24 protein-coding genes are annotated in these 22,333 nt (G+C 62.6%); 16 read left to right on the top strand and 8 right to left on the bottom strand.

Annotated features, from left to right (window positions below; translation table 11 throughout):
* Positions 1-5 precede the first annotated feature (5 nt).
* The gene (locus KCX59_RS17805; RefSeq protein WP_179017034.1) at positions 6-446 is read right to left on the bottom strand and encodes a PLD nuclease N-terminal domain-containing protein; all 441 of its coding nucleotides are present in this window, start codon (positions 444-446) and stop codon (positions 6-8) included.
* An 87-nt stretch (positions 447-533) separates the two neighbouring features.
* On the opposite strand from KCX59_RS17805, the gene KCX59_RS17800 reads away from it, so the two are divergent.
* Positions 534-845: a DUF4229 domain-containing protein gene (locus tag KCX59_RS17800; protein WP_091470505.1), complete on the top strand. Its 312-nt coding sequence runs from the start codon at positions 534-536 to the stop codon at positions 843-845.
* Between the two features lie 63 nt (positions 846-908).
* Here the strand turns inward: KCX59_RS17800 and KCX59_RS17795 are convergent, their stop codons facing one another.
* The 5 genes from KCX59_RS17795 to KCX59_RS17775 all read right to left on the bottom strand — a co-directional run bounded on the left by KCX59_RS17795 (position 909) and on the right by KCX59_RS17775 (position 5,272).
* Positions 909-1,790: a 1,4-dihydroxy-2-naphthoate polyprenyltransferase gene (locus KCX59_RS17795; RefSeq protein WP_091470506.1), complete on the bottom strand. Its 882-nt coding sequence runs from the start codon at positions 1,788-1,790 to the stop codon at positions 909-911.
* A gap of 61 nt (positions 1,791-1,851) precedes the next feature.
* On the bottom strand, positions 1,852-2,991 hold the full coding sequence (locus KCX59_RS17790) for an AMP-binding protein (protein WP_179017033.1): 1,140 nt from the start codon (positions 2,989-2,991) through the stop codon (positions 1,852-1,854).
* A 7-nt stretch (positions 2,992-2,998) separates the two neighbouring features.
* Complete coding sequence (locus KCX59_RS17785) at positions 2,999-3,961, bottom strand: 1,4-dihydroxy-2-naphthoyl-CoA synthase (protein WP_178995134.1); 963 nt, start codon at positions 3,959-3,961, stop codon at positions 2,999-3,001.
* A gap of 21 nt (positions 3,962-3,982) precedes the next feature.
* Positions 3,983-4,420, bottom strand: a complete 438-nt coding sequence (locus tag KCX59_RS17780; RefSeq protein ID WP_179017032.1) for a VOC family protein — start codon at positions 4,418-4,420, stop codon at positions 3,983-3,985.
* A 123-nt stretch (positions 4,421-4,543) separates the two neighbouring features.
* Positions 4,544-5,272, bottom strand: a complete 729-nt coding sequence (locus KCX59_RS17775; protein WP_179017031.1) for a CPBP family intramembrane glutamic endopeptidase — start codon at positions 5,270-5,272, stop codon at positions 4,544-4,546.
* Between the two features lie 51 nt (positions 5,273-5,323).
* Here KCX59_RS17775 and KCX59_RS17770 point away from each other — a divergent pair, with 51 nt between their 5' ends.
* The 3 genes from KCX59_RS17770 to KCX59_RS17760 are packed head-to-tail and all read left to right on the top strand — an operon-like array spanning position 5,324 to position 7,865.
* Positions 5,324-6,268, top strand: a complete 945-nt coding sequence (locus KCX59_RS17770) for a metal ABC transporter substrate-binding protein (protein WP_179017030.1) — start codon at positions 5,324-5,326, stop codon at positions 6,266-6,268.
* Positions 6,265-6,999, top strand: a complete 735-nt coding sequence (locus KCX59_RS17765) for a metal ABC transporter ATP-binding protein (RefSeq protein ID WP_091470515.1) — start codon at positions 6,265-6,267, stop codon at positions 6,997-6,999. The genes KCX59_RS17770 and KCX59_RS17765 overlap by 4 nt, the downstream gene beginning before the upstream one ends.
* Before the next feature lie 2 nt (positions 7,000-7,001).
* Entirely contained in the window at positions 7,002-7,865 is an 864-nt protein-coding gene (locus KCX59_RS17760; protein ID WP_179017029.1) for a metal ABC transporter permease, read from the top strand.
* 6 nt (positions 7,866-7,871) lie between these two features.
* On the opposite strand, the gene KCX59_RS17755 is transcribed toward KCX59_RS17760, so the two are convergent.
* Both KCX59_RS17755 and KCX59_RS17750 read right to left on the bottom strand, forming a co-directional pair.
* Positions 7,872-8,735, bottom strand: coding sequence for a DUF4097 family beta strand repeat-containing protein (locus KCX59_RS17755; protein WP_179017028.1), 864 nt, complete (start codon positions 8,733-8,735; stop codon positions 7,872-7,874).
* Entirely contained in the window at positions 8,735-9,247 is a 513-nt protein-coding gene (locus KCX59_RS17750; protein WP_179017027.1) for a histidine kinase, read from the bottom strand. The genes KCX59_RS17755 and KCX59_RS17750 overlap by 1 nt, the downstream gene beginning before the upstream one ends.
* A 203-nt stretch (positions 9,248-9,450) precedes the next feature.
* Here KCX59_RS17750 and KCX59_RS17745 point away from each other — a divergent pair, with 203 nt between their 5' ends.
* From KCX59_RS17745 to KCX59_RS17690, 12 genes are all read left to right on the top strand, one after another.
* Positions 9,451-11,133 carry an ABC-F family ATP-binding cassette domain-containing protein gene (locus tag KCX59_RS17745; protein ID WP_179017026.1) on the top strand — a complete coding sequence of 561 codons (1,683 nt, stop codon included), beginning with the start codon at positions 9,451-9,453 and terminating at the stop codon, positions 11,131-11,133.
* A gap of 188 nt (positions 11,134-11,321) precedes the next feature.
* On the top strand, positions 11,322-11,669 hold the full coding sequence (locus KCX59_RS17740) for a molybdopterin oxidoreductase (RefSeq protein ID WP_179017025.1): 348 nt from the start codon (positions 11,322-11,324) through the stop codon (positions 11,667-11,669).
* A complete protein-coding gene (nirB, locus tag KCX59_RS17735) occupies positions 11,669-14,137 on the top strand; it encodes a nitrite reductase large subunit NirB (RefSeq protein ID WP_179017024.1) in 2,469 nt (822 codons plus the stop codon). The genes KCX59_RS17740 and nirB overlap by 1 nt, the downstream gene beginning before the upstream one ends.
* Positions 14,134-14,475 (top strand): Rieske (2Fe-2S) protein, encoded by a 342-nt coding sequence (locus KCX59_RS17730; RefSeq protein WP_091470525.1) that lies wholly within the window; start codon positions 14,134-14,136, stop codon positions 14,473-14,475. Before nirB ends, KCX59_RS17730 begins: the two co-directional genes overlap by 4 nt.
* A gap of 215 nt (positions 14,476-14,690) precedes the next feature.
* Positions 14,691-16,154: an amino acid permease gene (locus tag KCX59_RS17725; RefSeq protein ID WP_178995115.1), complete on the top strand. Its 1,464-nt coding sequence runs from the start codon at positions 14,691-14,693 to the stop codon at positions 16,152-16,154.
* 258 nt (positions 16,155-16,412) lie between these two features.
* Positions 16,413-16,871: an SRPBCC family protein gene (locus tag KCX59_RS17720; protein WP_178995114.1), complete on the top strand. Its 459-nt coding sequence runs from the start codon at positions 16,413-16,415 to the stop codon at positions 16,869-16,871.
* Positions 16,871-17,527, top strand: a complete 657-nt coding sequence (locus tag KCX59_RS17715; protein ID WP_179017023.1) for a pentapeptide repeat-containing protein — start codon at positions 16,871-16,873, stop codon at positions 17,525-17,527. The genes KCX59_RS17720 and KCX59_RS17715 overlap by 1 nt, the downstream gene beginning before the upstream one ends.
* Positions 17,528-17,668: 141 nt before the next feature.
* Positions 17,669-18,895: a thiolase family protein gene (locus KCX59_RS17710; protein ID WP_091470530.1), complete on the top strand. Its 1,227-nt coding sequence runs from the start codon at positions 17,669-17,671 to the stop codon at positions 18,893-18,895.
* The gene (locus KCX59_RS17705; protein WP_179017022.1) at positions 18,895-19,743 is read left to right on the top strand and encodes an enoyl-CoA hydratase/isomerase family protein; all 849 of its coding nucleotides are present in this window, start codon (positions 18,895-18,897) and stop codon (positions 19,741-19,743) included. Before KCX59_RS17710 ends, KCX59_RS17705 begins: the two co-directional genes overlap by 1 nt.
* The gene (locus KCX59_RS17700) at positions 19,740-20,603 is read left to right on the top strand and encodes a 3-hydroxyacyl-CoA dehydrogenase family protein (protein WP_179017021.1); all 864 of its coding nucleotides are present in this window, start codon (positions 19,740-19,742) and stop codon (positions 20,601-20,603) included. Before KCX59_RS17705 ends, KCX59_RS17700 begins: the two co-directional genes overlap by 4 nt.
* 26 nt (positions 20,604-20,629) lie before the next feature.
* The gene (locus KCX59_RS17695; protein ID WP_179017020.1) at positions 20,630-21,226 is read left to right on the top strand and encodes a GNAT family N-acetyltransferase; all 597 of its coding nucleotides are present in this window, start codon (positions 20,630-20,632) and stop codon (positions 21,224-21,226) included.
* Between the two features lie 166 nt (positions 21,227-21,392).
* A complete protein-coding gene (locus KCX59_RS17690; protein WP_179017019.1) occupies positions 21,393-22,277 on the top strand; it encodes an SGNH/GDSL hydrolase family protein in 885 nt (294 codons plus the stop codon).
* Positions 22,278-22,333 lie beyond the last annotated feature (56 nt).

Genomic DNA, 22,333 nt, shown 5'->3' with positions numbered 1-22,333 from the left:
TTTGCCTACTTCAGCTCGTCCGTGTCATGGGGATCCGGCTCGCTGCGCTTGGCGTCGCCGGGTTTGAAGCCGTTGTTTTTGGCGTCGCCGCTGCCATCGTTTGGCTTGTCGCCCGTATTGCTGTCCTTGGCGTCATGGTCTGCCTTGAGTTTCTTCAGGCGATCCTCTGCAGCCTGGTTACGGCGTCGGGTTTCCAGGTTGCGCAGGAATTCGGGGTCGTCGTCCGGGGCTGTGGGCTGGCGGCGTACGGGCTTGGCCGTGGGCTTGCCGTAGGGCCGGCCGAAAATGAACCAGAGGATTGCTCCCAGCAGCGGCAGGAGGATCATCACGATGATCCAGGCGGGCTTGGATATCCCGCGTGTTTGGTTGCCGTCTGTGCGGATGACGTCCACCAGGGCATAGACGAAGATGACTAGAACAATAACGACGCCTACAACCCGGAGCATGCACCAAGTCTAGTCGCCTGAAGCCGATCACTGGACGCCCTGTTCCGGCTGTGATCAGAGTGCAACCATCCGGGCGGCTAAACTTGGATGGTGGCTTTCCTGAAGTATTCCCTCATCCGTCTGGCGCTGTTCGTGCCGTTGTTCGTGCTGTTCGCCTTTTTGGGGGTGGGCTGGATCCTGGCTGTCGTCTTCGCCGGGCTGATTGCCTTCGCTATCAGTTACCTGTTCTTCCAGAAACAGCGCGACGCCGCCACGGCAGCCATGCGCGAGCGGTTCTCCGGGCGGGCCAAGCCCATCCGTACTGCCGGTGAGGTTGAAGACGCTGCCGTCGAGGACGGCTTGGTGGAGAAGAACCCGGACATCGCCGTGAACAACGACAAACGCCCTGGCACTGCCTAGAACCTTTTGTGTACAAGTAACGCCCCTAGGAAAGCTTCTTAGGGGCGTTACTTGTACAAGAACTCAGAAGCCGCGGCTCAGAATCAGTCCCAGCGAGAACAACAGGCTGTAGCCGAGGTTGATCATGCCGGTCTGCTTGAGAACGGGGATCAGGCTCTTGCGCTTCTTGCCGTTCACCATGAGCCAGGCCGGCATCAGGCAGGCGGGAATCAGCAGCAGCACGATCAGCATCCACGGCTTGGTGGGTGCCAGGACGATCACGAGCAGGATGGCCACGGCCAGCATCAGGACGTAGCTTTCGCGGGCGTGCCGGTCACCCAGCCTGACGGCCAAGGTCCGCTTACCTGCGGCCGCATCAGTCGGGATGTCCCTGACGTTGTTGGCCATCAGCAGTGCACAGGCAATGAGTCCGGTGCCGATCGCACCGATGACCGCGGCGAGGCTGACCTGCCCGGCCTGGGTGTAGGTGGTTCCCAGGGTGGCCACGAGTCCGAAGAATACGAACACAAAGACGTCGCCCAGGCCCAGGTAGCCGTAGGGGTTCTTGCCGCCGGTGTATCCCCAAGCCGCCATGATGCAGCCGATACCCACCAGGATCAGCCACCATGCCTGGGTGATGATCACCAGGATGAGGCCGCAAATCATCGCCGCCCCGAAGAGGGCAAAGGCAGCCCACTTCACCTGTTCCGGCTTTGCAGCTCCTGAACCGACCAAACGGAGCGGGCCCACGCGGTCCTCATCCGTGCCGCGGATGCCATCGGAGTAGTCGTTGGCGTAGTTCACGCCAATTTGAAGCAGGAGAGCCACAAGTGCTGCCAGGATCGCGTTCGGCAGCCGGAAAGCGTGGAGCTCGTACGCCGCTGCCGAACCGATGAGGACCGGTGCGATGGCCGCGGGCAGTGTGCGGAGCCGGGCTCCTTGAATCCATTGTGCAGCTGTCGCCACGTGTAGTACCTCGTGTATTTCGCGGTTGATCTTAGTCAGGGGGCGGGAGGGAAGAACTTGTCTATTGTCCCTGATGCAGCTCGGAAAGCCGGTCAATCATGGACATACGGTCCGGCTTTCCGTTGGGCAGCATCGGCAATGCCTTGTCAGCGAACACCGTTTTGGGAGCCAGGACACCCAGTACTTCCTCACGGCGGGCCGTGAATCCCTTGAGGCCCGCAGGCGACGGATCAGTGACGGCCACGTAAGCCGCCACCGCTTGGCCCCATTCCCGTGACGGGACGCCGGTTACGAAAGCTGCGGTGACGCCGTCGAGCTCTTCCAGCTTGCCCTGGATATAAGCGGCGGAGGCTTTGACGCCTCCGGTGATGATCACGTCATCGGCGCGGCCCAGCACTGTGAGCTTGCCGTCGTCGGACAGCTTGCCAAGGTCGCCGGTGATGTACCAGCGGACGCCGTCTTCCTCGAAGAATGCTGCTTTTGAGGCGCGGGCGGCGTCCAGGTAGCCCGCCGCCACGGTGTCGCCACCCAGCAGGATGCGGCCTTCCAGTTCGCCTTCACCGATGCGGACTTCGACGCCGTCCAACGGCTCGCCGTCGTAAACGCACCCGCCGCACGTCTCGGCTGAGCCGTAGGTGGTCACCACCTTCAGCCCCTGGGCGTGGGCGGCCGTCAGGAGATCAGCCGAGGCAGGGGCGCCGCCCAGCAGGATCGCGTTGAAGCGGCGCAGCACGGCCAGGGTTTCCGGCGCGGGGGAGTCGAGGAGCCGCTGCAGCTGCGTGGGCACCAGGGAGGTAAAGCGGATCTTGTCAGTCAGTTCCTCGGCGGCGGCCGTGAAGGCTTCGGGCGTGAAGCCGTTCGACTGGTCCATGACCCACGGACGCGTGCCTGCGTAGAGCGAGCGGACCAGCACCTGCACACCCGCCACATACTGCAGCGGGAGTGCCAGCAACCACTGTCCTTCGCCACGCAGGGCCACGGCGGTGGAAACAGAGGAAGCTGCGAGGGCATCGATGGTCAGTACGGTTGCCTTGGGCGTCCCCGTGGAACCGGAGGTGCGGACCAGCACAGCTGCCTCTTCGACGCCGGTCTCCACAGGAACAGCCTGCGGCTCGCCGTTTTCATCCATCACGATTTCGACGGCGGGTCCCTCGCCATGGAGGGCGGCCATCAGGGCTTTCAAAATGGGATCGATGTTCACGGTGGTCCTAGAAGTAGTAGGGGAAGTTGGACCAGTCGGGGTCGCGCTTCTGGAGGAACGCTTCCTTGCCCTCCACGGCCTCGTCCGTCATGTACGCGAGACGGGTGGCTTCACCGGCGAAGACCTGCTGGCCGGCCAAGCCGTCGTCGGCCAGGTTGAAAGCGAATTTGAGCATACGGATGGCCTGCGGGGACTGGCGGGCGATGTCCGCCGCGTACTCCAGAGCAACTTCTTCGAGGCGGGAGTGGTCAACTGCCTCGTTCACGGCGCCCATCCTGACCATGTCCTCCGCGGAATATTCGCGGGCCAGGAAGAAGATTTCCCGCGCGGCTTTCTGCCCGATCTGGCGGGCCAGCAGCGCAGAGCCGTATCCGGCGTCGAAACTTCCTACGGTTGCGTCCGTCTGCTTGAACTTGCCGTGCTCCCGCGAGGCGATGGTGAGGTCGCTGACCACGTGCAGCGAGTGGCCGCCGCCGGCAGCCCAACCGTTGACCACCGCGATAACCACCTTGGGCATGGTCCGCATGAGCCGCTGGACTTCCAGGATATGGAGGCGGCCGGCGCGGGCGGGGTCGATAAATTCAGCGGAGTCACCCGCAGCGCCTTCTACTTGGTAGCGGTAGCCGTCCCTGCCACGAATCCGCTGGTCGCCGCCGGAGCAGAACGAGTGTCCGCCGTCCTTCTCTGAAGGTCCGTTGCCAGTGAGGAGGACTGTGGCGACGTCAGGAGTCATACGTGCGTGATCCATTGCCCGGTAGAGCTCGTCAACGGTGCCCGGGCGGAACGCGTTGCGGACCTCGGGCCGGTTGAAGGCGATGCGGACCGTGGGGAGGTCCTTGACTGTGCCGTCCGTTGAACGCTCAACCTGCCGGTGGTAGGTCATGTCCTTGAAGTCGTCGAAGCCGGAAACTGTGCGCCAGCGTGAGGGGTCAAAGACGTCGGAAACCTTGGCAGGGAGTTGGTTGTTCACAGTCCGAGTCTAGTAATGGCCTTAGCTGATGCAGAACTCGTTGCCCTCGGGGTCGGCCATGGTGTGCCATTCGTGGGGTCCCTGATTGGCGGTCCACAGGTGCTTGGCGCCGCGCGCTTCGAGCTGTTTCCGCACGTCATCCTTGTCCCGGCCGTCTAGCCGGACGTCCCAGTGCACCCTGTTCTTTACCGATTTTTCGTTGGGATCCGTTTGGAACAGGATCCGCCGGCCGGTCTTGGGGTCCGTGTCTTCGGCGGGTACGATCGCACAGCCCTCCGCCCACACCAGCTTGCCGTTGTGCGTGATGGTCTGGTCCTCGGTGGCGTAGCCCTGCTCGATCATGGAACGGATGAACGCCTCGTCCTGCGGCTCGACGTTCCACTCGAGGGTCTCAGCCCACCAGCCGGCGAGGTCGTGCGGCTTCTTGCAATCGACTACTACCTGGATGTTGAGTGTCATGCTCTACAAGCTATTCCGACGGCGGGTGGCTGGGTAGGGGATTGCGGTCACCTTCCGTCCGGGTTCCCCAACTGAGTAACAGCAGACGTCGCAATGAGGGCCCAGTGGAACGTTTACTGTGACCTAGTTGGGGAGGAGTTCGGGCGGCACCGCGTAGATCAGGACCACGGCCATGAGGTTCTTGGCGGCGTGGACAAAGTAGGAGAACATCAGGTTCTTGCCCGTCCAAACGTAGACAGCCACCAGCACCACGGCCATCCCCAGGTACGGAGCCAGCGCAGACAAAGCGAGTCCTTCGCGACCCACTACATGGATGGACGAGAACACCACCACGGAGATCACGCAGCAAACCCAGATGTTCAGGTATCGCGACAACTTGCCGATCAGGAGGTGCCGAAAGAGATATTCCTCCACGAACGGACCAAGGATGACCAGCAAAGGCACCATCAGCCACGCTGGCACGTGTTGCAGCATGCCTTGGATGCCCAGTTGGTTCTCGGAGCTTTGGGCGGTCCCGAAGGCCGCCACCAGAATGGCTGTGAGAATCAGCATGACCACCAAGGTCAGGGGGACCATGCCCAGAGTGAACCACGGCCGGGTCCCCAGGATCTGGAGGTCACGGCCCACCACCCGCCAGGCAGACGCCACCGCAAATATTCCGACGCCGGCATAAAAGATCGCATTGACGGCATAGGACGCTGTTGCCGGGTCAGTAAACAGCTCAAGCATCAGCCGGTTGAGCGTCTGCCCAGCCAGCAGGAAGTAGGCGGTGAAGCCCACATATGCTGCCACGGCGATGGCATCCAGGGCAGTGAATTTGTACAAAGGTGCCTTGGTGGAAAGAGTGCCCATGTGACCAGCCTAGCTTTGCTGCGTGGGCCATGCGTGGCTACACTTTTCGGTATGCCTAACTTTCCGTTTCGGCGCGCCAAAGATGTCCGCCGTTTCGCTGCTGTCCTGACTGCGATCGCCCTTGCCATGGGAGTCTCCGCCTGTGGTGGGAACTCCTCTGCGGGAGAAGATGACAAGCCCGTGGTCCTCACTACTTTCACCGTTCTGGCAGACATCGCCAAGAATGTTGCCGGAGATAAGCTCCGGGTCGAATCCATCACCAAAGCCGGAGCTGAGATCCACGGCTATGAGCCAACCCCGGGTGACATCCGGAAGGCTGCCCAAGCCGATCTCATCCTGGACAATGGCCTCAATCTGGAAGCGTGGTTTTCCCAGTTCGTGGAGGACCTCGATGTACCGCACGCAGTAGTGAGCGACGGCGTGGACGTCATGCCCATCGCCGAGGACTCCTACCAAGGCAAGCCGAACCCGCACGCCTGGATGTCGCCCAAGAACGTCCAGATTTACGCAAGCAACATGGCCAAGGCCTTCGCCAAGCTGGACCCTTCGCACGCTTCCGAATTCGAAGCAAACGCCGAGGCCTACAACGCCCAACTCCAGACCGTGCAGGACGAGATGGTGTCCAAGCTGTCCGTACTGTCGGAGAAGCAGAGGGCGCTGGTCACCTGCGAAGGAGCGTTCTCCTACTTGGCCCGCGACGCCGGCCTCAAAGAGGTCTACATCTGGGCCGTGAACGCTGAGCAACAGGCAACGCCACAGCAGATCACCCGGGCAATCGAATTCGTTAGAGACAATCAGGTTCCGGCGGTGTTCTGTGAATCCACAGTGTCAGACGCCCCGATGCAACAGGTAGTTGGTGCCACCGACGCCAAGTTTGGCGGGACTCTCTACGTCGATTCCCTTTCCGAAGCGGACGGACCCGTTCCCACCTACCTTGACCTCATGCGTCACGACGCCAAAGTCATCACCACTGCACTCACCGGAGGAACGCCATGAGCACTCCCGCGATCGCTGTTGAGAACGTCACCGTCCATTACGGCGAGGTCCTGGCCTTGGACTCTGCGTCCCTGAGCTTGGAACATTCGCGGATCTGCGGGCTGGTGGGCATGAACGGCTCCGGCAAGTCCACCCTGTTCAAAGTCATCATGGGCATGGTGAAGCCCGATTCCGGCAGGGTGCTCATCAACGGCCAACCCCCGGTAAAGATGCGCAAGGACGCCGGCATCGGTTACGTTCCCCAAAGCGAAGACGTTGATTGGGCTTTCCCCCTGTCGGTCCGGGATGTGGTGATGATGGGCCGCTACGGGCATTTGGGATTCACGCGCCGGCCCCGCAAAGCGGACCGGGACGCCGTCGACCATGCCTTGGAACGCGTGGAGCTGAGCGAGTACGCGGATCGGCAAATCGGGCAGCTGTCCGGAGGGCAAAAGAAGCGGGCCTTCGTAGCCCGGGGTATCGCCCAAGGTGCCACCATGATGCTGCTGGACGAGCCGTTCGCGGGCGTTGACAAACGCTCTGAAGCCACCATCACCAGGCTCCTCCGCGAGCTGGCCGACAACGGCGCCACCATCCTCATCTCCACCCACGACCTCCATGCCCTGCCCCAACTATGCGACGAAGCTGTGTTGTTGATGCGCAAGGTGCTCATGCATGGAAGCCCGGACACAGTGCTCCAACCGGAAAACCTGGCCATGGCTTTCGGCCTCGACGTCATGAACAGGGATTAGCCATGGAATTCCTACTGGAACCCCTCAGCTACGACTTCATGGTCCGTGCCCTGGCAACAACAGCCATCGCTGCCGTGGTCTGTGCTGTCCTGAGCTGCTGGCTGGTCCTCATCGGCTGGTCCCTCATGGGCGACGCCGTCTCGCATGCGGTGCTTCCCGGCGTCGTGCTCGCATACATCGTGGGGGCGCCGTTCGCGCTCGGCGCGTTGGTCTTCGCCCTGATCGCGGTGACGTTGATTGGGGTGGTTCGCAATACAAGCCGTGTGAAAGAAGACGCAGCGATCGGGATCGTGTTCACGTCGCTCTTCGCATTGGGCTTGGTGCTGATCTCCGTGACCCCGAGCCAGACCGACCTTAACCACATCATCTTCGGAAACCTGCTGGGGGTCAGTGTCCCTGACCTTATCCAAGTGGTGGTCCTGGGTGTCGTGTCCTTTGCGATCCTGATCCTCAAACGCCGTGACCTCACGCTCTATGCCTTTGACCCTACGCATGCCCACGCGATCGGACTGTCCCCCAAACGGCTCGGGGCCCTGCTCCTGGGGCTGCTGGCACTGACGTCGGTGGTGGCCCTGCAGACTGTGGGCGTGGTGCTGGTGGTGGCCATGCTGATCATTCCAGGCGCCACGGCCTACCTGCTGACCGACCGTTTTTCCCGGATGCTGGTCATTGCGCCGGTGATCTCCGTGGTGTGTTCCGTGGCCGGCATCTATCTCAGCTACTACCTGGACACGGCGTCGGGAGCCATGGTGGTCCTCACCCAGGGCGTGGTGTTCGGCGCGGTATATCTATTCAGTCCGCGGCAGGGGTTGATCGGTACGCGACTCGCCAAGGCCCGCCGGAAGCGGGCCGTCGCCACAGTGTAGCCATGCCTACCGGGCGCTGACGGGCGATCGGGTCACTGCGATGTCGCCATAGGCGTTGCGGGCGCGGATCTCCACTTTGTCGGTGGTGTCGCCCGGCCCGTTGGTGGCTTGAAGGGCATTGCGAACGCGCCCGTATTTGGTGTTGAGGTCCAGCCACGCGGCCGTGCCTTCACGCACGCCTACGGCCAGAGTGCCGGCAGCGGTCTGAACAGTAAGGCTGCCGGCGGCCACTTCGCCCACCGTGATGTCACCGCTGGAGGTTTTGACGGTAGTGGAAAGCCCGGCCCGCTCCAGCGAAATGTCGCCATTGGCGGCGCTGACGCTGAGTTCGCCGGAAGCGTGCGCGATGTACGTGCTGCCGTTGCCGTTTTTTACGGTGGCAACACCGTCGATGTGACGGATGCGGATTTTGCCTGAGCCGGTCTTTATCCTGGACCTCCCCGAGGTGCGCTCCACCGTGATGTCGCCCATGTCGGTGTGCGCCCGCAGCTCGCCGCAGTGATCGATGCTTATGTGGCCCAAGTCGGTCCTTAGGTCAGCAGCGCCGAATTCGCCGTCACAGCGGAGGTCTCCCATGGCGGACTTCAGCTCCAGGCTGCTGCCTACGGGAACCTCCACGGTGATCTCCACCGCGCCGCCGTCGCTGAACCAGCTGTGGCGGAAGCCGGGGTGAAGCCTGACCTGCAAGCGGCCGTCCGAATAGTCCACAGTGGTTTGCTCGGCCATCCTGACGTCCAGGCTTCGCTTTTCCTTACGGGGCCGGACGTTGACCACGGTGTCTTTGCCTTCACGCGCAACTGCCCAGATGTCGGCACGTACGGAAACGTCAACTACGACGGCGATCGGCTGCGGAGTCTGGAAGGTTGCCATTAGCGTGCCCATCCTGTGAAGTTCTGCTCGCCGGGTTCGCCCCGCGTAGCGCGTTTGCTTGGGGAGCGTCCGTTGAGGGCGTCGGCGACGGCCCGGACCAGCCAGGAGTTCACGGACAGGCCGTCATGGCTTGCTGCTGCTTCGACCTGCTGCTTGAGCTGGTCCGGAAGGCGGAGCGTGGTCCGTGAAGTACTGGCGCCGTCGAAGTCTTCCGACGCTATGGTGCCCCGTATGGACTGTTCGATCATTGCCTCGAAGTCGTTGTCGCCGGGCGGGTTGCTGACCACGAATTCGGGGTCACGGCCTCGGAGCCTGACCTCCACGGAGCCAGGCGCCAGCTCCAGGGTGATTTCGTTGGCGGCGTCGGAAAGGGCCTCGAGGAGGACTAATCGTACGGTGGATTCGAGCGCCGCGGTGAGCCGCTCACTGAGGGCCCGCGCTTCCGGGCCGCCGCCCTCGGCCGCGGTTTCCAGCTGGTGCTTGAGAGTGGCGACGTACTGGTTTAACTGCATGACACCATTTTGACGCCACTGTGGTGTCAGGTCAATGGATTATGGACCGTTATTGGTGTCATCCGTGGTGTCTTGGCTTGACGGAACTCCTGATGCCGGGCAGTCTGGAGCGATGAAGTCTTGAGCGCAGCCCTTCTTCCCGGCTGCATCCCCAGTACATACCCGGCCATCTGCCACCCACTGCGGACCTGCGAGGACTCCTCTTGACTGACCACCTTCACCTTTCCGGCGTTTCCCACGGCTACGGGGACCGCGAACTTTTCCACGCCGTTGACCTCGCCATCCACCACGGCGAACAAGTGGCGATCGTCGGCGAAAACGGTGCCGGCAAATCCACCCTGCTCCGGCTCATGGCCGGCGTTGAAACGCCCGACGACGGCACGGCAGGTTTATCAGGCAACCCCGGCTACCGCGTGGGATACCTCGCGCAAACGCACGGTTTCTCCGAGTCTCTCACCGTGGGAGACGCCATAGACACTTCCTTGGCTTCCCTGCGTTCCTTGGAGGCGCGCATCCTGGAACTGGAATCCGGCCTTGCCGACGCCGACTCCGAAGAACTCCAGCTCTACGGAAGCCTTCAAACCGAATACCAACTCCGTGAGGGCTACGCTGCCGAGTCCCGGGTGGAAGCAGCGCTGGACAAGCTGGGGCTGGGAGGCCTGGACCGCCGTCGAACGCTTGGATCTTTGTCCGGAGGCGAGCAGGAGCGGGTAGCGCTCGCCTGCCTGCTGGCCGATCCAGCCGAAGCGTTGCTCCTGGATGAGCCCACCAACCATCTGGACGCGAGCGGCACAGCCTGGCTGGAGTCGCGGTTGGCCGCACATCGCGGGACGGTGGTGGTGGTATCGCACGACCGTGTCCTGCTGCGGAAGGTCGCCACCACCATCATCGAGGTGGACGCTGACCGTCGGTCCGTGAACCGCTACGGCAACGGTTACGAAGGCTACCTGCGGGAGAAGGCCGCCGAACGGTCTCGGTGGATCCAAGAGTACGAGCAATGGCTCGATGCCATGGCCGCCGAACGACTCCAAGCCGCCACCGTTGCAGACGGTATGGGTTACGGCCGTAAACGCGACAACGACAAAATGGGTTTCGACTTCAAAGCGGGAACATGGCAGCGGGCTGCGGCCAGCAAGGTTCGCAATGCCCAGGAGAGGCTCCGCAGGCTCGAGGACAATCCGGTGGACCGGCCGCCCGTGCCGCTGAAACTGGCAGCACCGCTGGGGGTTACAGCTTTGGCGGCGTCCGAACCCGCGCTGGAAGCTCACGGCATCAGCGCATCCGGCCGGCTACAGCCCACCCACCTCAGGGTGGAAGCCGGACAAAAAGTGCTCATCACCGGTCCTAACGGTGCGGGCAAATCCACACTGTTGTCCATCCTTGCCGGGACGTTGGAGCCAGCCACCGGGTCTGTCACGGTGAACGGCAGGGTGGGTTACCTGCAGCAGGAACTTGACGTGCCCTCCCGGCCGGGGCTGCGCCTGCTTCCTGCGTTCGCTGCGGGGCTGGGTGGGAACATTGACGAACACGCTGAGGGCTTGCTGCGGCTGGGGCTGTTCCGGCCCGCTGAGTTCCATGTTCCTGTCGGAGGTCTTTCAGCCGGGCAGCAGCGTAGGCTCGCCCTTGCCCGACTCCTTCTGGGCGGCTACGACACCATGATCGTGGACGAGCCCACCAACCATTTGGCGCCGGTGCTGGTGGAGCAGTTGGAGGCAGCGCTCGCTTCATTCGAAGGAACCTTGGTGATTGTGAGCCACGACCGTGCCCTGGGCGAGTGGTTTGACCACTGCGCACGTGCCGATGTCGCCGTCGAACACCGCAGTGGTCCCGTCGGCACGGGCGGACACTGGGTGCGGTACGGGATGCAGGGCGGCGAATTGCTGTAGCTCGTGAGCGCGGCGGCGAGCCGCCCAGCGGGCCGTTGCCCAGTTGGGTGAGACGCCCTGGTGAGACGCCCTGGTGAGGCGCCCGCAAAGGGATCGTTACTCCCAATGCTGCAGGCCGAAACACGGCGTCGAGCGTCTCGAAACACGGGCGGAGCACCATGGAAGGAAGCCGGCCGAAAGGAACTTCCGTGATCTCCAAGAACCTCTTCCTCCAAGGCATCTACGCGTTCGAAGGCATCGGCACGGAAAAGCCGGTCCCGTTGCACAGCGAGCTGGCGCACTTTGTCCCGGACGGCGTCGTGAACCAGACGCTGTACTTCCGCGGCGGCAACTCCAGTCCCGAGCTCATCACCGTGGTCCTCATGCGCGACGGCGTGCCCATGCGCTACTTCCCCATCGGAGCCAAAAGCGACGTCCACGTTCCGCTGAGGGTAGTGGAGGACATTGAAGGGGGTTCCATGATTGAGCTGTATATCGTGGCACCTGCCGGCGTCAGGGGTTCCGTTGTGGTGGACCTCGGAATGGTGGAGCACTGATGCGCCGGCGGCTCGTGGTCATCGGCAACGGAATGGCTGGCGCCCGGGCCGTGGAGGAAATCCTCGCCAGGGGTGGCGCGGAGCTCTTCGACATCACCATGTTTGGCGACGAACCCTATGGGAATTACAACCGGATCATGCTCAGCCATGTCCTGTCCGGCGAGGAGAGCGATGCGGACATCTTCCTCAACGCTCTTACTTGGTACCAGCAGAACAACATCACCCTGCATGCGGGTGTCCGGGTTGACCGCATCGACAAGTTCAGCAAGCACGTCTTGGCCGCGGACGGCCGTGTGGAACCCTACGACGACCTGATTATCGCGACCGGCAGCCGCTCGCACTTGCCGCCCATGGAGGGTGCCTATGCCCCCAGCGGCGCTGTCAGGCACGGTGTCTTCACGTTCAGGACCTTGGACGATACCCGGAAGATGATTCAGTTCGCCAACAACGAGCACCATAGCCGGGCAGTGGTGATCGGCGGCGGCTTGCTGGGGCTGGAAGCAGCCCACGGCCTGCAGGCCTACGGCTTGGATGTCGCGGTGGTCCACTCGGGCGGGCATCTCATGAATGCCCAAATGGGGCCCGACGGCGGTGCAATACTGCGGCGGAGCGTCGAGGCGCTGGGCATCGAAGTGCACACGGGAAGCCGGACCACGGCGATCATCGGTAAGGAGAGAATCACCGGAGTGAGCCTGCGCGATCAACGCGAGCTTGACTGCGACATGGTGGTGGTCACCGCAGGCATCAGACCCAACGTGGATGTCGCCGTCGTGAGTGGCCTGGCCGTGGAGCGGGGCATTGTGGTGGACGACCATCTGCGCGTCATGGATGAAGAGGACATCTTCGCGGTAGGGGAGTGCGTTCAGCATCGCGGCGAGGTGTACGGACTGGTGGCGCCACTGTGGGAGCAGGCTGCCGTGCTGGCCGATCAGGTCACGGGGGCGGATCGTTCATCGGTGTACTTGGGCTCCCGGACCGCCACCAAACTGAAGGTCGCCGGCGTCGATGTTGCGTCCATGGGGCTTGCCGGCCCGGAACGGGAGACGGATGAACACATCGTGTTTTCGGAGCCCAGCCGGGGCGTGTTCAAATCGATCGTCATCCGCGACAACAAGATGGTGGGCGCCACGTTGTTGGGGGATAGCCGGAAGGTGGCCTACCTGACCCAGGCTTTTGATCAGGGCTTGCCACTCCCGGAGGAGCGGCTCTCGCTGATGTTCGATCTCGGCTCACCGGGTGAAGAGGAGGCCGTGGCCGAACTGGCGGACAGCGCGCAGGTCTGCAACTGCAACGGGGTTTCCAAGGGGGCGCTTGTAGCGGCGGTGAAGGGTGGCTGCACCTCGGTGTCCGCGGCCATGGACGCCACACGGGCCGGAAAAGGCTGCGGCTCCTGCAAGCCCATGATCAGCCAGGTGGTGGAATGGGCCGCGGGTGGGGCTGTGGAGGAGGATCCGGCAGCGAGCTACTACGTTCCAGGGATTCCGCTGGACAAGCCCGCCTTGATGGCTGAGATCCGGGCCAGGGGGCTGCGGTCCGTTTCCCAGGTGTTTGCCGCTCTCGCCCCGGGACGGCTTGAGGACGCTAAATCGAAGATGGCCCTTGCGTCGCTCATGAAAATGATGCTCGCCGATCAGTACGTTGACGAACGCGATGCCCGGTTCATCAACGACCGCGTGCACGCCAACATCCAGCGCGACGGCACGTTCTCCGTGGTCCCGCAGATGAAGGGCGGGGTGACGTCGGTGCAGCAACTCCGGAGGATTGCCGATGTCGCTGAGAAACACGGCATTCCCATGATCAAGCTGACCGGCGGACAGCGGATCGACCTGCTGGGGGTGCCCAAAGAGGACCTGCCTCAGGTTTGGGCTGATCTGGACATGCCGTCCGGATACGCCTACGGCAAGAGCTTTAGGACCGTCAAGACCTGTGTCGGCAAGGACTATTGCCGGTTTGGAACTGGTGACTCAACCGGCTTGGGCATTGGGCTGGAATCCCGTTTCCAGGGAATTGAGGCACCGGCCAAGCTCAAACTTGCGGTCTCCGGCTGTCCGCGCAACTGTGCGGAGTCGCTGGTCAAGGACGTCGGCGTAGTGGCGGTGGAAGGTGGCCGGTGGGAGATCTATGTGGGCGGAGCGGCCGGCGCCCACATACGTAAAGGAGACTTGCTGGTCACCGTGGATACACCCGAAGAGGTCACCCTCCTGGCAGGCCGGTTCATGCAGTACTACAGGGAGAACGCCAACTGGCTCGAACGGACGTACGCCTTTGTGCCCCGAGTAGGCATCGAGCATCTTCGCAGCGTCATCCTGGAGGACTCCGAGGGCATCGCCAGTCGTTTGGACGCCGCCATGCAGGCCTCGGTGGATGCCTATGCCGATCCATGGAGCGAACGCGATGATCCGCTCACGCCAGGCCAGTTCCGGACTTCTTTGCCGCTGACCGTGCTGCCGCAGGTGCCGGTCCGATGAGCGCCCAGCCCGTGCCCGCCGTCGAACCGAACGTTCAACGCGTCTTAGGGCCTGTTGACCAAATTCCGTTCGGCGAGGGAAGGGCCTTCGGAGTGGACGGCGAGCAGGTCGCGGTGTTCAGGTTACGGGACGGATCGCTGCGGGGAGTGTCCGGCGTCTGCCCGCACAAAGGCGGCCCGATAGCCGACGGCACGATCGACCACAACGTGGTCATCTGTCCCCTGCACCAGCACGCCTTCGAGCTGGCAACCGGGTGTTCCACCACGGGCACCAAGCCGTTGCGCTCTTACGGAGTCTTCGCAGATGAGGCCGGGAACATCGTGCTGAAGTGGGCCTGAGAGGCGCTTTTCCACAGCCCCTTGTTGCCTGCGTCACGGGCATTGGGGTTGATCCCGTAAGATAGACGGGTTGCGCGAAGCTTCGGCGTTCTGCGTTCTTTGTCACACTTCGGGCCCTCTAACGGGGAAAAGCTCGAATTATGTGTGCCAAAGATGCCCATGTTCCGGCATGGGTGTAACACCTACAGCAACACCCCAACCCACAAGGAACAGCTGTGCCGCAAAGTACTCCCACAGATCTCCAGAGCTCCAAGGCCTCATCCGCAGCCTCGGACTCCAACCTCAGCGCCGAGGGATATCAGAAGACCCTGAGCCGCCGCCACGTCACCATGATCGCCATGGGTGGCGCTATCGGCGTCGGCCTGTTCATGGGTGCCGGTGGCCGTCTGGCCTCCACCGGCCCGGCCCTGATCTTCTCCTACGCCATTGCCGGCGTCATCGCTTACCTGCTGATGCGGGCCCTCGGCGAACTCATCATGTACCGCCAGACCTCCGGCTCCTTCGTGAGCTACGCCGGTGAAATGTTCGGCAAGAAGGGCGCCTTCCTTTCCGGGTGGATGTACTTCATCAACTGGGCCATGACAGGCATTGCTGAGCTCATCGCGATCGGCCTGTACTTCCAGTTCTTCTTCCCGAACGTGCCCATCGAGCTGTCCGCCATCGCAGCGCTGGTGCTGCTGGTGGCCGTGAACCTGTTCAGCGTCAAGGCGTTCGGCGAGTTCGAATTCTGGGCTTCCTGCCTCAAGGTCGCGGCCATCGTGATCTTCCTGGCCGTTGGCACGTTCATGGTTGTCACCAACGCCAAGGTAGGCGACGGCAACGCGTCCGTGGCCAACCTCTTCCACGAAGACGGCGGCATGTTCCCCAAGGGTGGCCTGGTGATGATCCTGGTCCTCAACGCCGTGATCTTCGCCTACAACGCCATTGAGCTGGTCGGTATCACCGCTGGTGAGATGGAAAACCCGGAACGCGAAGTTCCCAAGGCGATCCGCGCCGTCGTGGTCCGTATTGTGGTCTTCTACGTCGGTTCGGTGACGCTGCTCGCGATGCTGCTGCCGTCCGACCAGTATGTGGCCGGCACCTCGCCCTTCGTGACTGTGTTCGGCCAGATGGGCCTCGGCTGGATGGGCGACGTCATGAACATGATCGTCATCACCGCCGCGCTGTCCTCCTGCAACTCAGGCCTGTACTCGATCGGCCGAATCTTCCGCACCATGGCCAACAACGGCCACGCTCCGCAGTGGCTCACCAAGATGTCCACCCGCCACGTGCCGTACGCGGCCATCCTGGCTATCGGTGGCGTCTACCTCGTAGGTATCCTGCTCAACATTTGGCTGGGTGGCTCGCACGCATTCGACCTTGCGCTGAACACGGCATCCATCGGCGTGATCTTCACGTGGGGCTCGATCTTCGCGAGCCAGATCGCACTGCGGAAGAAGCGCGGCAACGTCTCCAGCCTGCCGATGCCCGGTTCGCCGTGGACCAGCTGGTTGGGTCTCATTGCCCTGCTGGCCATCACAGTGCTGATCGGCTTCGATTCCATGACGGACAAGGAAACCGGTGAGGTCTTCCTGCTTGGCCTGTGGACCCTCGCGACCATTCCGTTCTTCGCCCTGGTGCTGTGGCTCGGATGGCAGAAGGTCAAGAACAACGAACCCAAGAGCGAGCTGTTCAGCTAAGGCTCAAGTTCTAAACGCTTCAAACGCTTCAAACGTCCGACGGCGCGTGCCTCCCTATGGGGGCGCGCGCCGTTCGCGTTGTGGGGCCTGCTTTGCGCTTTATGCGAGGGGTGAGTCGTGCAGAGTGGGCCTCGCAACGAGCACCCCTGGCGTTGTGGGGCCTGCTTTGCGCCTTATGCGAGGGGTGAGTCGTGCAGAGTGGGCCTCGCAACGAGCACCCCGGTTGGGAGTGTCGGGGGTCGGGTCTAGGCTCGATGTATGGAACACACCACCACCCTGACGCAGCACGTCAACGCAAGCCCGGAGAAGGTTTGGGCCGTCATCTCGGACATTCCCGGCTCGGCCGGTACGCTCTCCGGCATCGACTCAATCCAGATGCTCAGCGAGGGCCCCTATGGTGAGGGCACCCGCTGGAAAGAGACCCGGACCATGATGGGTAGGCAGGAGACTGTCGAGATGTGGGTTTCCGAGACCGACCCTCCGCGCAGCACCACGATCAAGGCGCTCCAAGGCGGCGCGGATTACACCAGCCGATTCACTTTGAACGAGCGCGACGGCGGCACGGATCTGGCGCTGACTTTCGGCGCAGAGATGATAAATCCCAGCCTTCTTAGCAAGGTGGGCATGGCCCTGTTCGGGAAAATCGGGATGAACATGACCCGCAAGGCCCTCAGCAAAGACCTCGCTGAGATCGCAGCCAAAGCGGAATCGCTCTGATGGCGGCAGCGAAGGTTGCGGCACCTAAGATTTCGCCTGTGCGGTTGGACGAATTGCGTGACGACGACGCTCCGGACTTCCAGCGTGGCGAACGGTACGACGGCGTCCGGCTCACCCGGGTTTCTGCCGATGGAGAGGAGCTGAGCGGCGCGGATTTCATTGAGTGCGAGCTAAACGGTGTCTCCTTCAACGAAACGCAGCTGCGGGGTGCCACCTTCCGCGAGTGCATCGTTTCCGAGCCGTATGCTCCCGTCTTCATGGCGGCCCGGACTTCCTGGCAGGACGTGGAGATCACCAATCCACGGTGGGGGTCTGCCGAACTGTATGAGGGGAACTGGCGCTCCGTCCGTATTGACGGCGGCAAGCTGGACTATGTAAACCTGCGCGGCTCCAAGCTCATGGATATCCAGATCTCCGACTGCATCATCAATGAGCTCGACCTCGGGGGCTGCACGGGAACGCGGTTGGCACTGAAGAACTGCACTATCGGCACGCTGGATGTCACGGGCGCCAAGCTGAAGGACGTGGATCTGCGCACCTCGGAGTTCCGGGGAATCAACGGACTGGCAGGGCTTGCAGGAGTGGTGATCGATGACTATCAGCTGAGCCTTATGGCGCCGCTGCTGGCTGGCCACTTGGGAATCCGGGTGGTCTGATCCGGGTTGGGGCCGGTCTCCGCTGGTCCGTAACTGAAGACTCAGCTGTTGACCGGCCCGCTGGGCCGTGTAATCTTTATAGAACGAACGGTCGGTATATTATTCCGAGCCGGTCCCTTTCACTTCGCGAAGGATGTTCTCATGGTCGAGGCTTTTCTTGTTGGCGGCGCGCGTACGCCTGTAGGTCGCTACGGTGGGGCACTGTCCTCCGTTCGCCCGGACGATCTCGCAGCATTGGTGGTCCGGGAAGCAGTGGCGCGTGCCGGCGTCGACCCTGACTCCATAGATGAGGTAATCCTCGGCAATGCCAACGGCGCGGGCGAGGAAAACCGGAACGTGGCTCGCATGGCCACCCTTCTGGCCGGACTTCCCCTCCACATCCCCGGCATCACGGTGAACCGCCTGTGCGCCTCGGGCCTCAGCGCGATCATCATGGCCAGCCAGATGATCAAGTCCGGAGCTGCGGACATCGTGGTGGCGGGTGGCGTTGAATCCATGAGCCGGGCGCCTTGGGTGCAGGAGAAGCCGACCACGGCGTTCGCCAAGCCCGGGCAAATCTTCGATACGTCCATCGGCTGGCGCTTCGCCAATCCGCTCTTCACCAAGGGCGAGCTTTCCCGCGACGGCAAAATGACCTACTCCATGCCTGAAACGGCGGAGGAAGTGGGCCGCGTGGACAATATCTCCCGCGAGGATGCTGACGCCTTTGCTGTCCGCTCCCACGAGCTTGCGCTGGCCGCCATCGCCGGTGGCCGGTTCAAGGATGAAATTGTCCCCGTCACGGTGAAGACCCGAAAGTCGGAGACCGTGGTGGACACTGATGAAGGCCCTCGCGAAGGCACCACCATGGACGTTTTAGCCGGGTTGCGGCCCGTCGTTCCTGGGGGTTCCGTGGTCACCGCCGGCAACTCATCCACGCTCAACGACGGCGCCTCGGCCATCATCGTTGCTTCTGAGGCCGCCATCAAAAAGTTCGGTCTGACGCCCCGCGCCCGTATCATCGACGGCGCCTCGGCAGGATGCGAACCGGAAATCATGGGCATCGGCCCGGTCCCCGCCACCCAAAAGGTCCTGGCACGGTCCGGCCTCACGGTGGATCAGTTGGGCGCCGTGGAACTCAATGAGGCTTTCGCTACGCAATCGCTGGCGAGCATGCGTCGCCTTGGGCTGAACCCGGACATCGTGAACAACGACGGCGGTGCCATCAGTTTGGGGCACCCGCTGGGTTCCAGCGGCTCGCGTATAGCTATTACACTGCTGGGCCGCATGGAACGCGAGCTCGCTTCATCTTCCGGACCTAAGCTCGGGTTGGCCACCATGTGCATCGGTGTCGGACAGGGCACCGCGATGCTGCTGGAAGGCGTGTAATGGCACTGGATGCGAAAGACTTCACCACACTTCTCATCGAGGAACGCGAAGACCGGCTCATTGTTCTGCTGAACCGTCCAGAGGTCCGTAACGCGATCGACCAGACAATGGTGGACGAACTCCACCTTGTCTGCGCCGAACTCGAGCGGAATCCCAAAGTGCTGATTGTTGCCGGGACCGAGGGCGTTTTTGCCTCCGGTGCGGACATCGGACAGCTCCGCGAACGCCGGCGCGACGATGCCTTGCAGGGGATCAACTCCACGATCTTTGTCCGCATCGCCAAATTGCCCATGCCCGTTATCGCGGCCTTGGACGGGTACTGCCTTGGCGGGGGAGCCGAGCTCGCCTACGCCGCCGATTTCCGCATCGGCACTCCGAGCGTCCGCATCGGCAATCCGGAGACCGGGCTTGGGATCCTGGCTGCAGCTGGAGCCAGCTGGCGGCTCAAGGAGTTAGTGGGGGAGCCCAAGGCAAAGGAGATCCTCCTGGCCGGTGCCGTGCTCCGCGCGGAAGAAGCCCTACGGATCAGCCTGATCACGGAGATCCATGAAGCTCCTGAGCTGATGGATGCAGCCCACAAACTGGCCGACAGGATTGGACGCCAGGACCCTCTGGCGGTGCGTATTACCAAGTCGGTGTTCCACGCCCCGGCTGAAGCCCACCCGCTGATCGACACACTCGCCCAGGGGATCCTTTTCGAGTCCCAGGCCAAGTTTGATCGCATGCAGGCGTTCTTGGACAAGAAATCGGCGAAGGCTCCGCAAGACACAGCCGCGAGCGACGCTGCCGCACCCGACGCCGAGGTGCCCGCCAGTGCCGCCCCGACGCAAGACAGGACACAGAAATGACCGAAGTTCCCGCCATCCCGCACGTCGTTGGAGTCCTCGGCGGTGGCCGTATGGGTGCTGGTATCGCACATGCGTTCCTTACTAAGGGTGCCACCGTGATCGTGGTGGAACGCGATCACGAGGCAGCGGCCGGAGCGCAGGGTCGCGTTGCTGATGCCGTAGCCAAGTCCGCCGCCCGCGGCACCTTAGGCGAAACGCCCGAAGAAGCAATGTCCCGCTTCAGCACCTCCACGGACTACGAGTCCTTCATCCACTGCGGCCTCGTAGTGGAGGCCGTGCCTGAGGACTACGACCTCAAGGTGACAGCCCTGAAAGCTGTGGAGGACCACTTGTCCGCCGATGCTTACCTGGCGTCGAACACGTCCTCGCTCTCGGTCACCGGGCTCGCCAACGAACTTCGCCGTCCAGCCAACTTTGTCGGCCTGCACTTCTTCAACCCGGTGCCCGCGTCCACCCTGATTGAGGTGGTGCTGGCCAAGGAGACTTCTCCTGAACTGGCTGAGGCGGCGAAAAGCTGGACTGAGGCACTCGGCAAGACCGCCGTCGTCGTCAATGACGCTCCGGGGTTTGCGTCCTCAAGGCTCGGCGTCGCCATTGCCCTTGAAGCGATGCGCATGGTGGAAGAGGGAGTGGCGTCGGCGGAAGACATCGATGCTGCCATGGTCCTCGGATACAAGCACCCCACAGGCCCGCTAAAGACCACCGACATTGTTGGCTTGGATGTTCGGTTGGGCATTGCCGAGTACCTTCACTCCACGCTGGGCGACCGTTTCGCTCCGCCGCAGATCCTCCGCGACAAAGTGGCGCGCGGCGAGCTGGGACGTAAGACGGGCAAAGGCTTCTTCGACTGGAACGACTGAAACCCCGGGCCGGTTAGGCTAACCGGGTGACTTCTATCGAACCCATCACCCTGACCGGAAAATTCGTGACGCTGGAACCGTTGAGCCAGGAACACCATGACGGCCTGGCAGATGCAGCCCGGGACGGCGATCTCTGGAAGCTTTGGTACACCTCCGTCCCGACGCCGGAGGGCATGGCCGCGGAAATAGATCGCCGCCTGGACCTACAGGCAAAAGGGTCCATGGTGCCGTTTGCCACGCGCTCCAAGGCGACGGGCAAGCTGATCGGTATGACAACGTACATGAACATCGACGCCGAGACGCCTCGCTTGGAGATCGGATCCACGTGGAACGCCGCGTCGGCGCACGGCACGGGGACCAACCCCGATTCGAAGTTGCTGCTCCTGCGGCACGCTTTCGAAACGCTGGGCTGCCCGGCCGTGGAGTTCCGCACACACTGGATGAACCAGCAGTCCCGTGAAGCCATTGCCCGGCTTGGCGCCAAACAGGACGGCGTGCTTCGAAGCCACTCCCGCAGCAAGGACGGCGCCCTCCGCGACACAGTAGTGTTCTCCATCCTCGACCACGAATGGCCCGCGGTCCGGAACGGGCTGGAGTTCCGGCTGGCGAAGTACGGCGCATAGCTGGTCTTACCAAAAGTAGGGTAGCCAGACGTCTATACCGCGTTGCCTGCCAGGCGTAACCTTGCCAACACATTGCCCCGTACGCGGCCGACGGGTGGGCGAGCCGCGAAGTGACCCTTTTGATGGATCACCGGAGCCCCAAAGAGCAGCATGAAGGGGAAGCATCATGGCAACTCATCGAGCACGACGCCGGAACTTGGCTTTTGCAGGCGGACTCGCCGCCCTGGCACTTACATTAGGATTCACGGCCAGTCCGGCGACCGCCGCACCGCCGCCACCAGTTGATTACGTAGCTCTCGGGGATTCATACACAGCGGGGACTGGAGCGGGCGGGTTGTACGCAGACGCCCTTTGTTGGCAGAGCGAGGGCGGCTACGTGGATGTGGTTGCCGAGACAGGCCGCGTGAACCTTTTGGAGAACGGGGCGTGCCATGGGGCGCTCCTGTTCCCTGTCCTCGGAGTGCCCATTCCATCGGTTTCGGAGCAAATAGACATTCTGGGAAGTGACCTTGCAGCGGCGGAGCTCGTCAGTATTACGGCCGGTGCTAATGACATTCGGAGCGGGGATGCCCTGGTTGCTTGCCTCACGCAGACACTCGTCGTCTGCCAGGCTGCTGTGAATAGTGCCATGTCACTTTTGCCGGGCCTCGAGTTGACGCTGGCAGAGTTTTATAACGACCTCGCTGAAGCAGCGCCAAATGCAACCATCGCGGTGATGGGTTACCCCAGGCTCTTTGATCCCGTCAACGGCGTGCCCATTATTTCCGTGGAGCACCAGATTGAGGTCAACCGGGCCGTCGATGCCCTCAACATGACTATTGAAGCAGCGGTGGAAGCCAGTGATGCCAATGCGGTGTTCGTTGACGTGACCAAACGATTCCGCGGGCATGCAGTCAATTCCGCGGAACCGTGGGTTGTGCTGGTCCCGGCTCCCGTGCCCCCGTTCGAGCGGCTGCCGGACGCCAATTTCCATCCAAATCCGGCCGGGCATCAGGCATACGCTGCAGCCCTCCTGTCCACCATCAAGCCCGCCCAGCTAGCCAAGAAGTAGCCCGTTCGCCGAGGGGCGGGCTTTCGGGACAAAAGGCCCGCGATAACCCCGAGAGC

The organism is Paenarthrobacter nitroguajacolicus, assembly GCF_051027655.1.
GTDB lineage: Bacteria > Actinomycetota > Actinomycetes > Actinomycetales > Micrococcaceae > Arthrobacter > Arthrobacter nitroguajacolicus.
This window is presented reverse-complemented; position numbering and strand designations above follow the sequence as displayed.

Bases quoted from the DNA above. Each gene is read 5' to 3' on its own strand.
- KCX59_RS17805 (WP_179017034.1), bottom strand. From the start codon at position 446: ATGCTCCGGGTTGTAGGCGTCGTTATTGTTCTAGTCATCTTCGTCTAT.
- KCX59_RS17800 (WP_091470505.1), top strand. From the start codon at position 534: ATGGTGGCTTTCCTGAAGTATTCCCTCATCCGTCTGGCGCTGTTCGTG.
- KCX59_RS17780 (WP_179017032.1), bottom strand. From the start codon at position 4,420: ATGACACTCAACATCCAGGTAGTAGTCGATTGCAAGAAGCCGCACGAC.
- KCX59_RS17775 (WP_179017031.1), bottom strand. From the start codon at position 5,272: ATGGGCACTCTTTCCACCAAGGCACCTTTGTACAAATTCACTGCCCTG.
- KCX59_RS17770 (WP_179017030.1), top strand. From the start codon at position 5,324: ATGCCTAACTTTCCGTTTCGGCGCGCCAAAGATGTCCGCCGTTTCGCT.
- KCX59_RS17765 (WP_091470515.1), top strand. From the start codon at position 6,265: ATGAGCACTCCCGCGATCGCTGTTGAGAACGTCACCGTCCATTACGGC.
- KCX59_RS17760 (WP_179017029.1), top strand. From the start codon at position 7,002: ATGGAATTCCTACTGGAACCCCTCAGCTACGACTTCATGGTCCGTGCC.
- KCX59_RS17755 (WP_179017028.1), bottom strand. From the start codon at position 8,735: ATGGCAACCTTCCAGACTCCGCAGCCGATCGCCGTCGTAGTTGACGTT.
- KCX59_RS17750 (WP_179017027.1), bottom strand. From the start codon at position 9,247: ATGCAGTTAAACCAGTACGTCGCCACTCTCAAGCACCAGCTGGAAACC.
- nirB (WP_179017024.1), top strand. From the start codon at position 11,669: ATGCGCCGGCGGCTCGTGGTCATCGGCAACGGAATGGCTGGCGCCCGG.
- KCX59_RS17730 (WP_091470525.1), top strand. From the start codon at position 14,134: ATGAGCGCCCAGCCCGTGCCCGCCGTCGAACCGAACGTTCAACGCGTC.
- KCX59_RS17720 (WP_178995114.1), top strand. From the start codon at position 16,413: ATGGAACACACCACCACCCTGACGCAGCACGTCAACGCAAGCCCGGAG.
- KCX59_RS17715 (WP_179017023.1), top strand. From the start codon at position 16,871: ATGGCGGCAGCGAAGGTTGCGGCACCTAAGATTTCGCCTGTGCGGTTG.
- KCX59_RS17710 (WP_091470530.1), top strand. From the start codon at position 17,669: ATGGTCGAGGCTTTTCTTGTTGGCGGCGCGCGTACGCCTGTAGGTCGC.
- KCX59_RS17705 (WP_179017022.1), top strand. From the start codon at position 18,895: ATGGCACTGGATGCGAAAGACTTCACCACACTTCTCATCGAGGAACGC.
- KCX59_RS17700 (WP_179017021.1), top strand. From the start codon at position 19,740: ATGACCGAAGTTCCCGCCATCCCGCACGTCGTTGGAGTCCTCGGCGGT.
- KCX59_RS17690 (WP_179017019.1), top strand. From the start codon at position 21,393: ATGGCAACTCATCGAGCACGACGCCGGAACTTGGCTTTTGCAGGCGGA.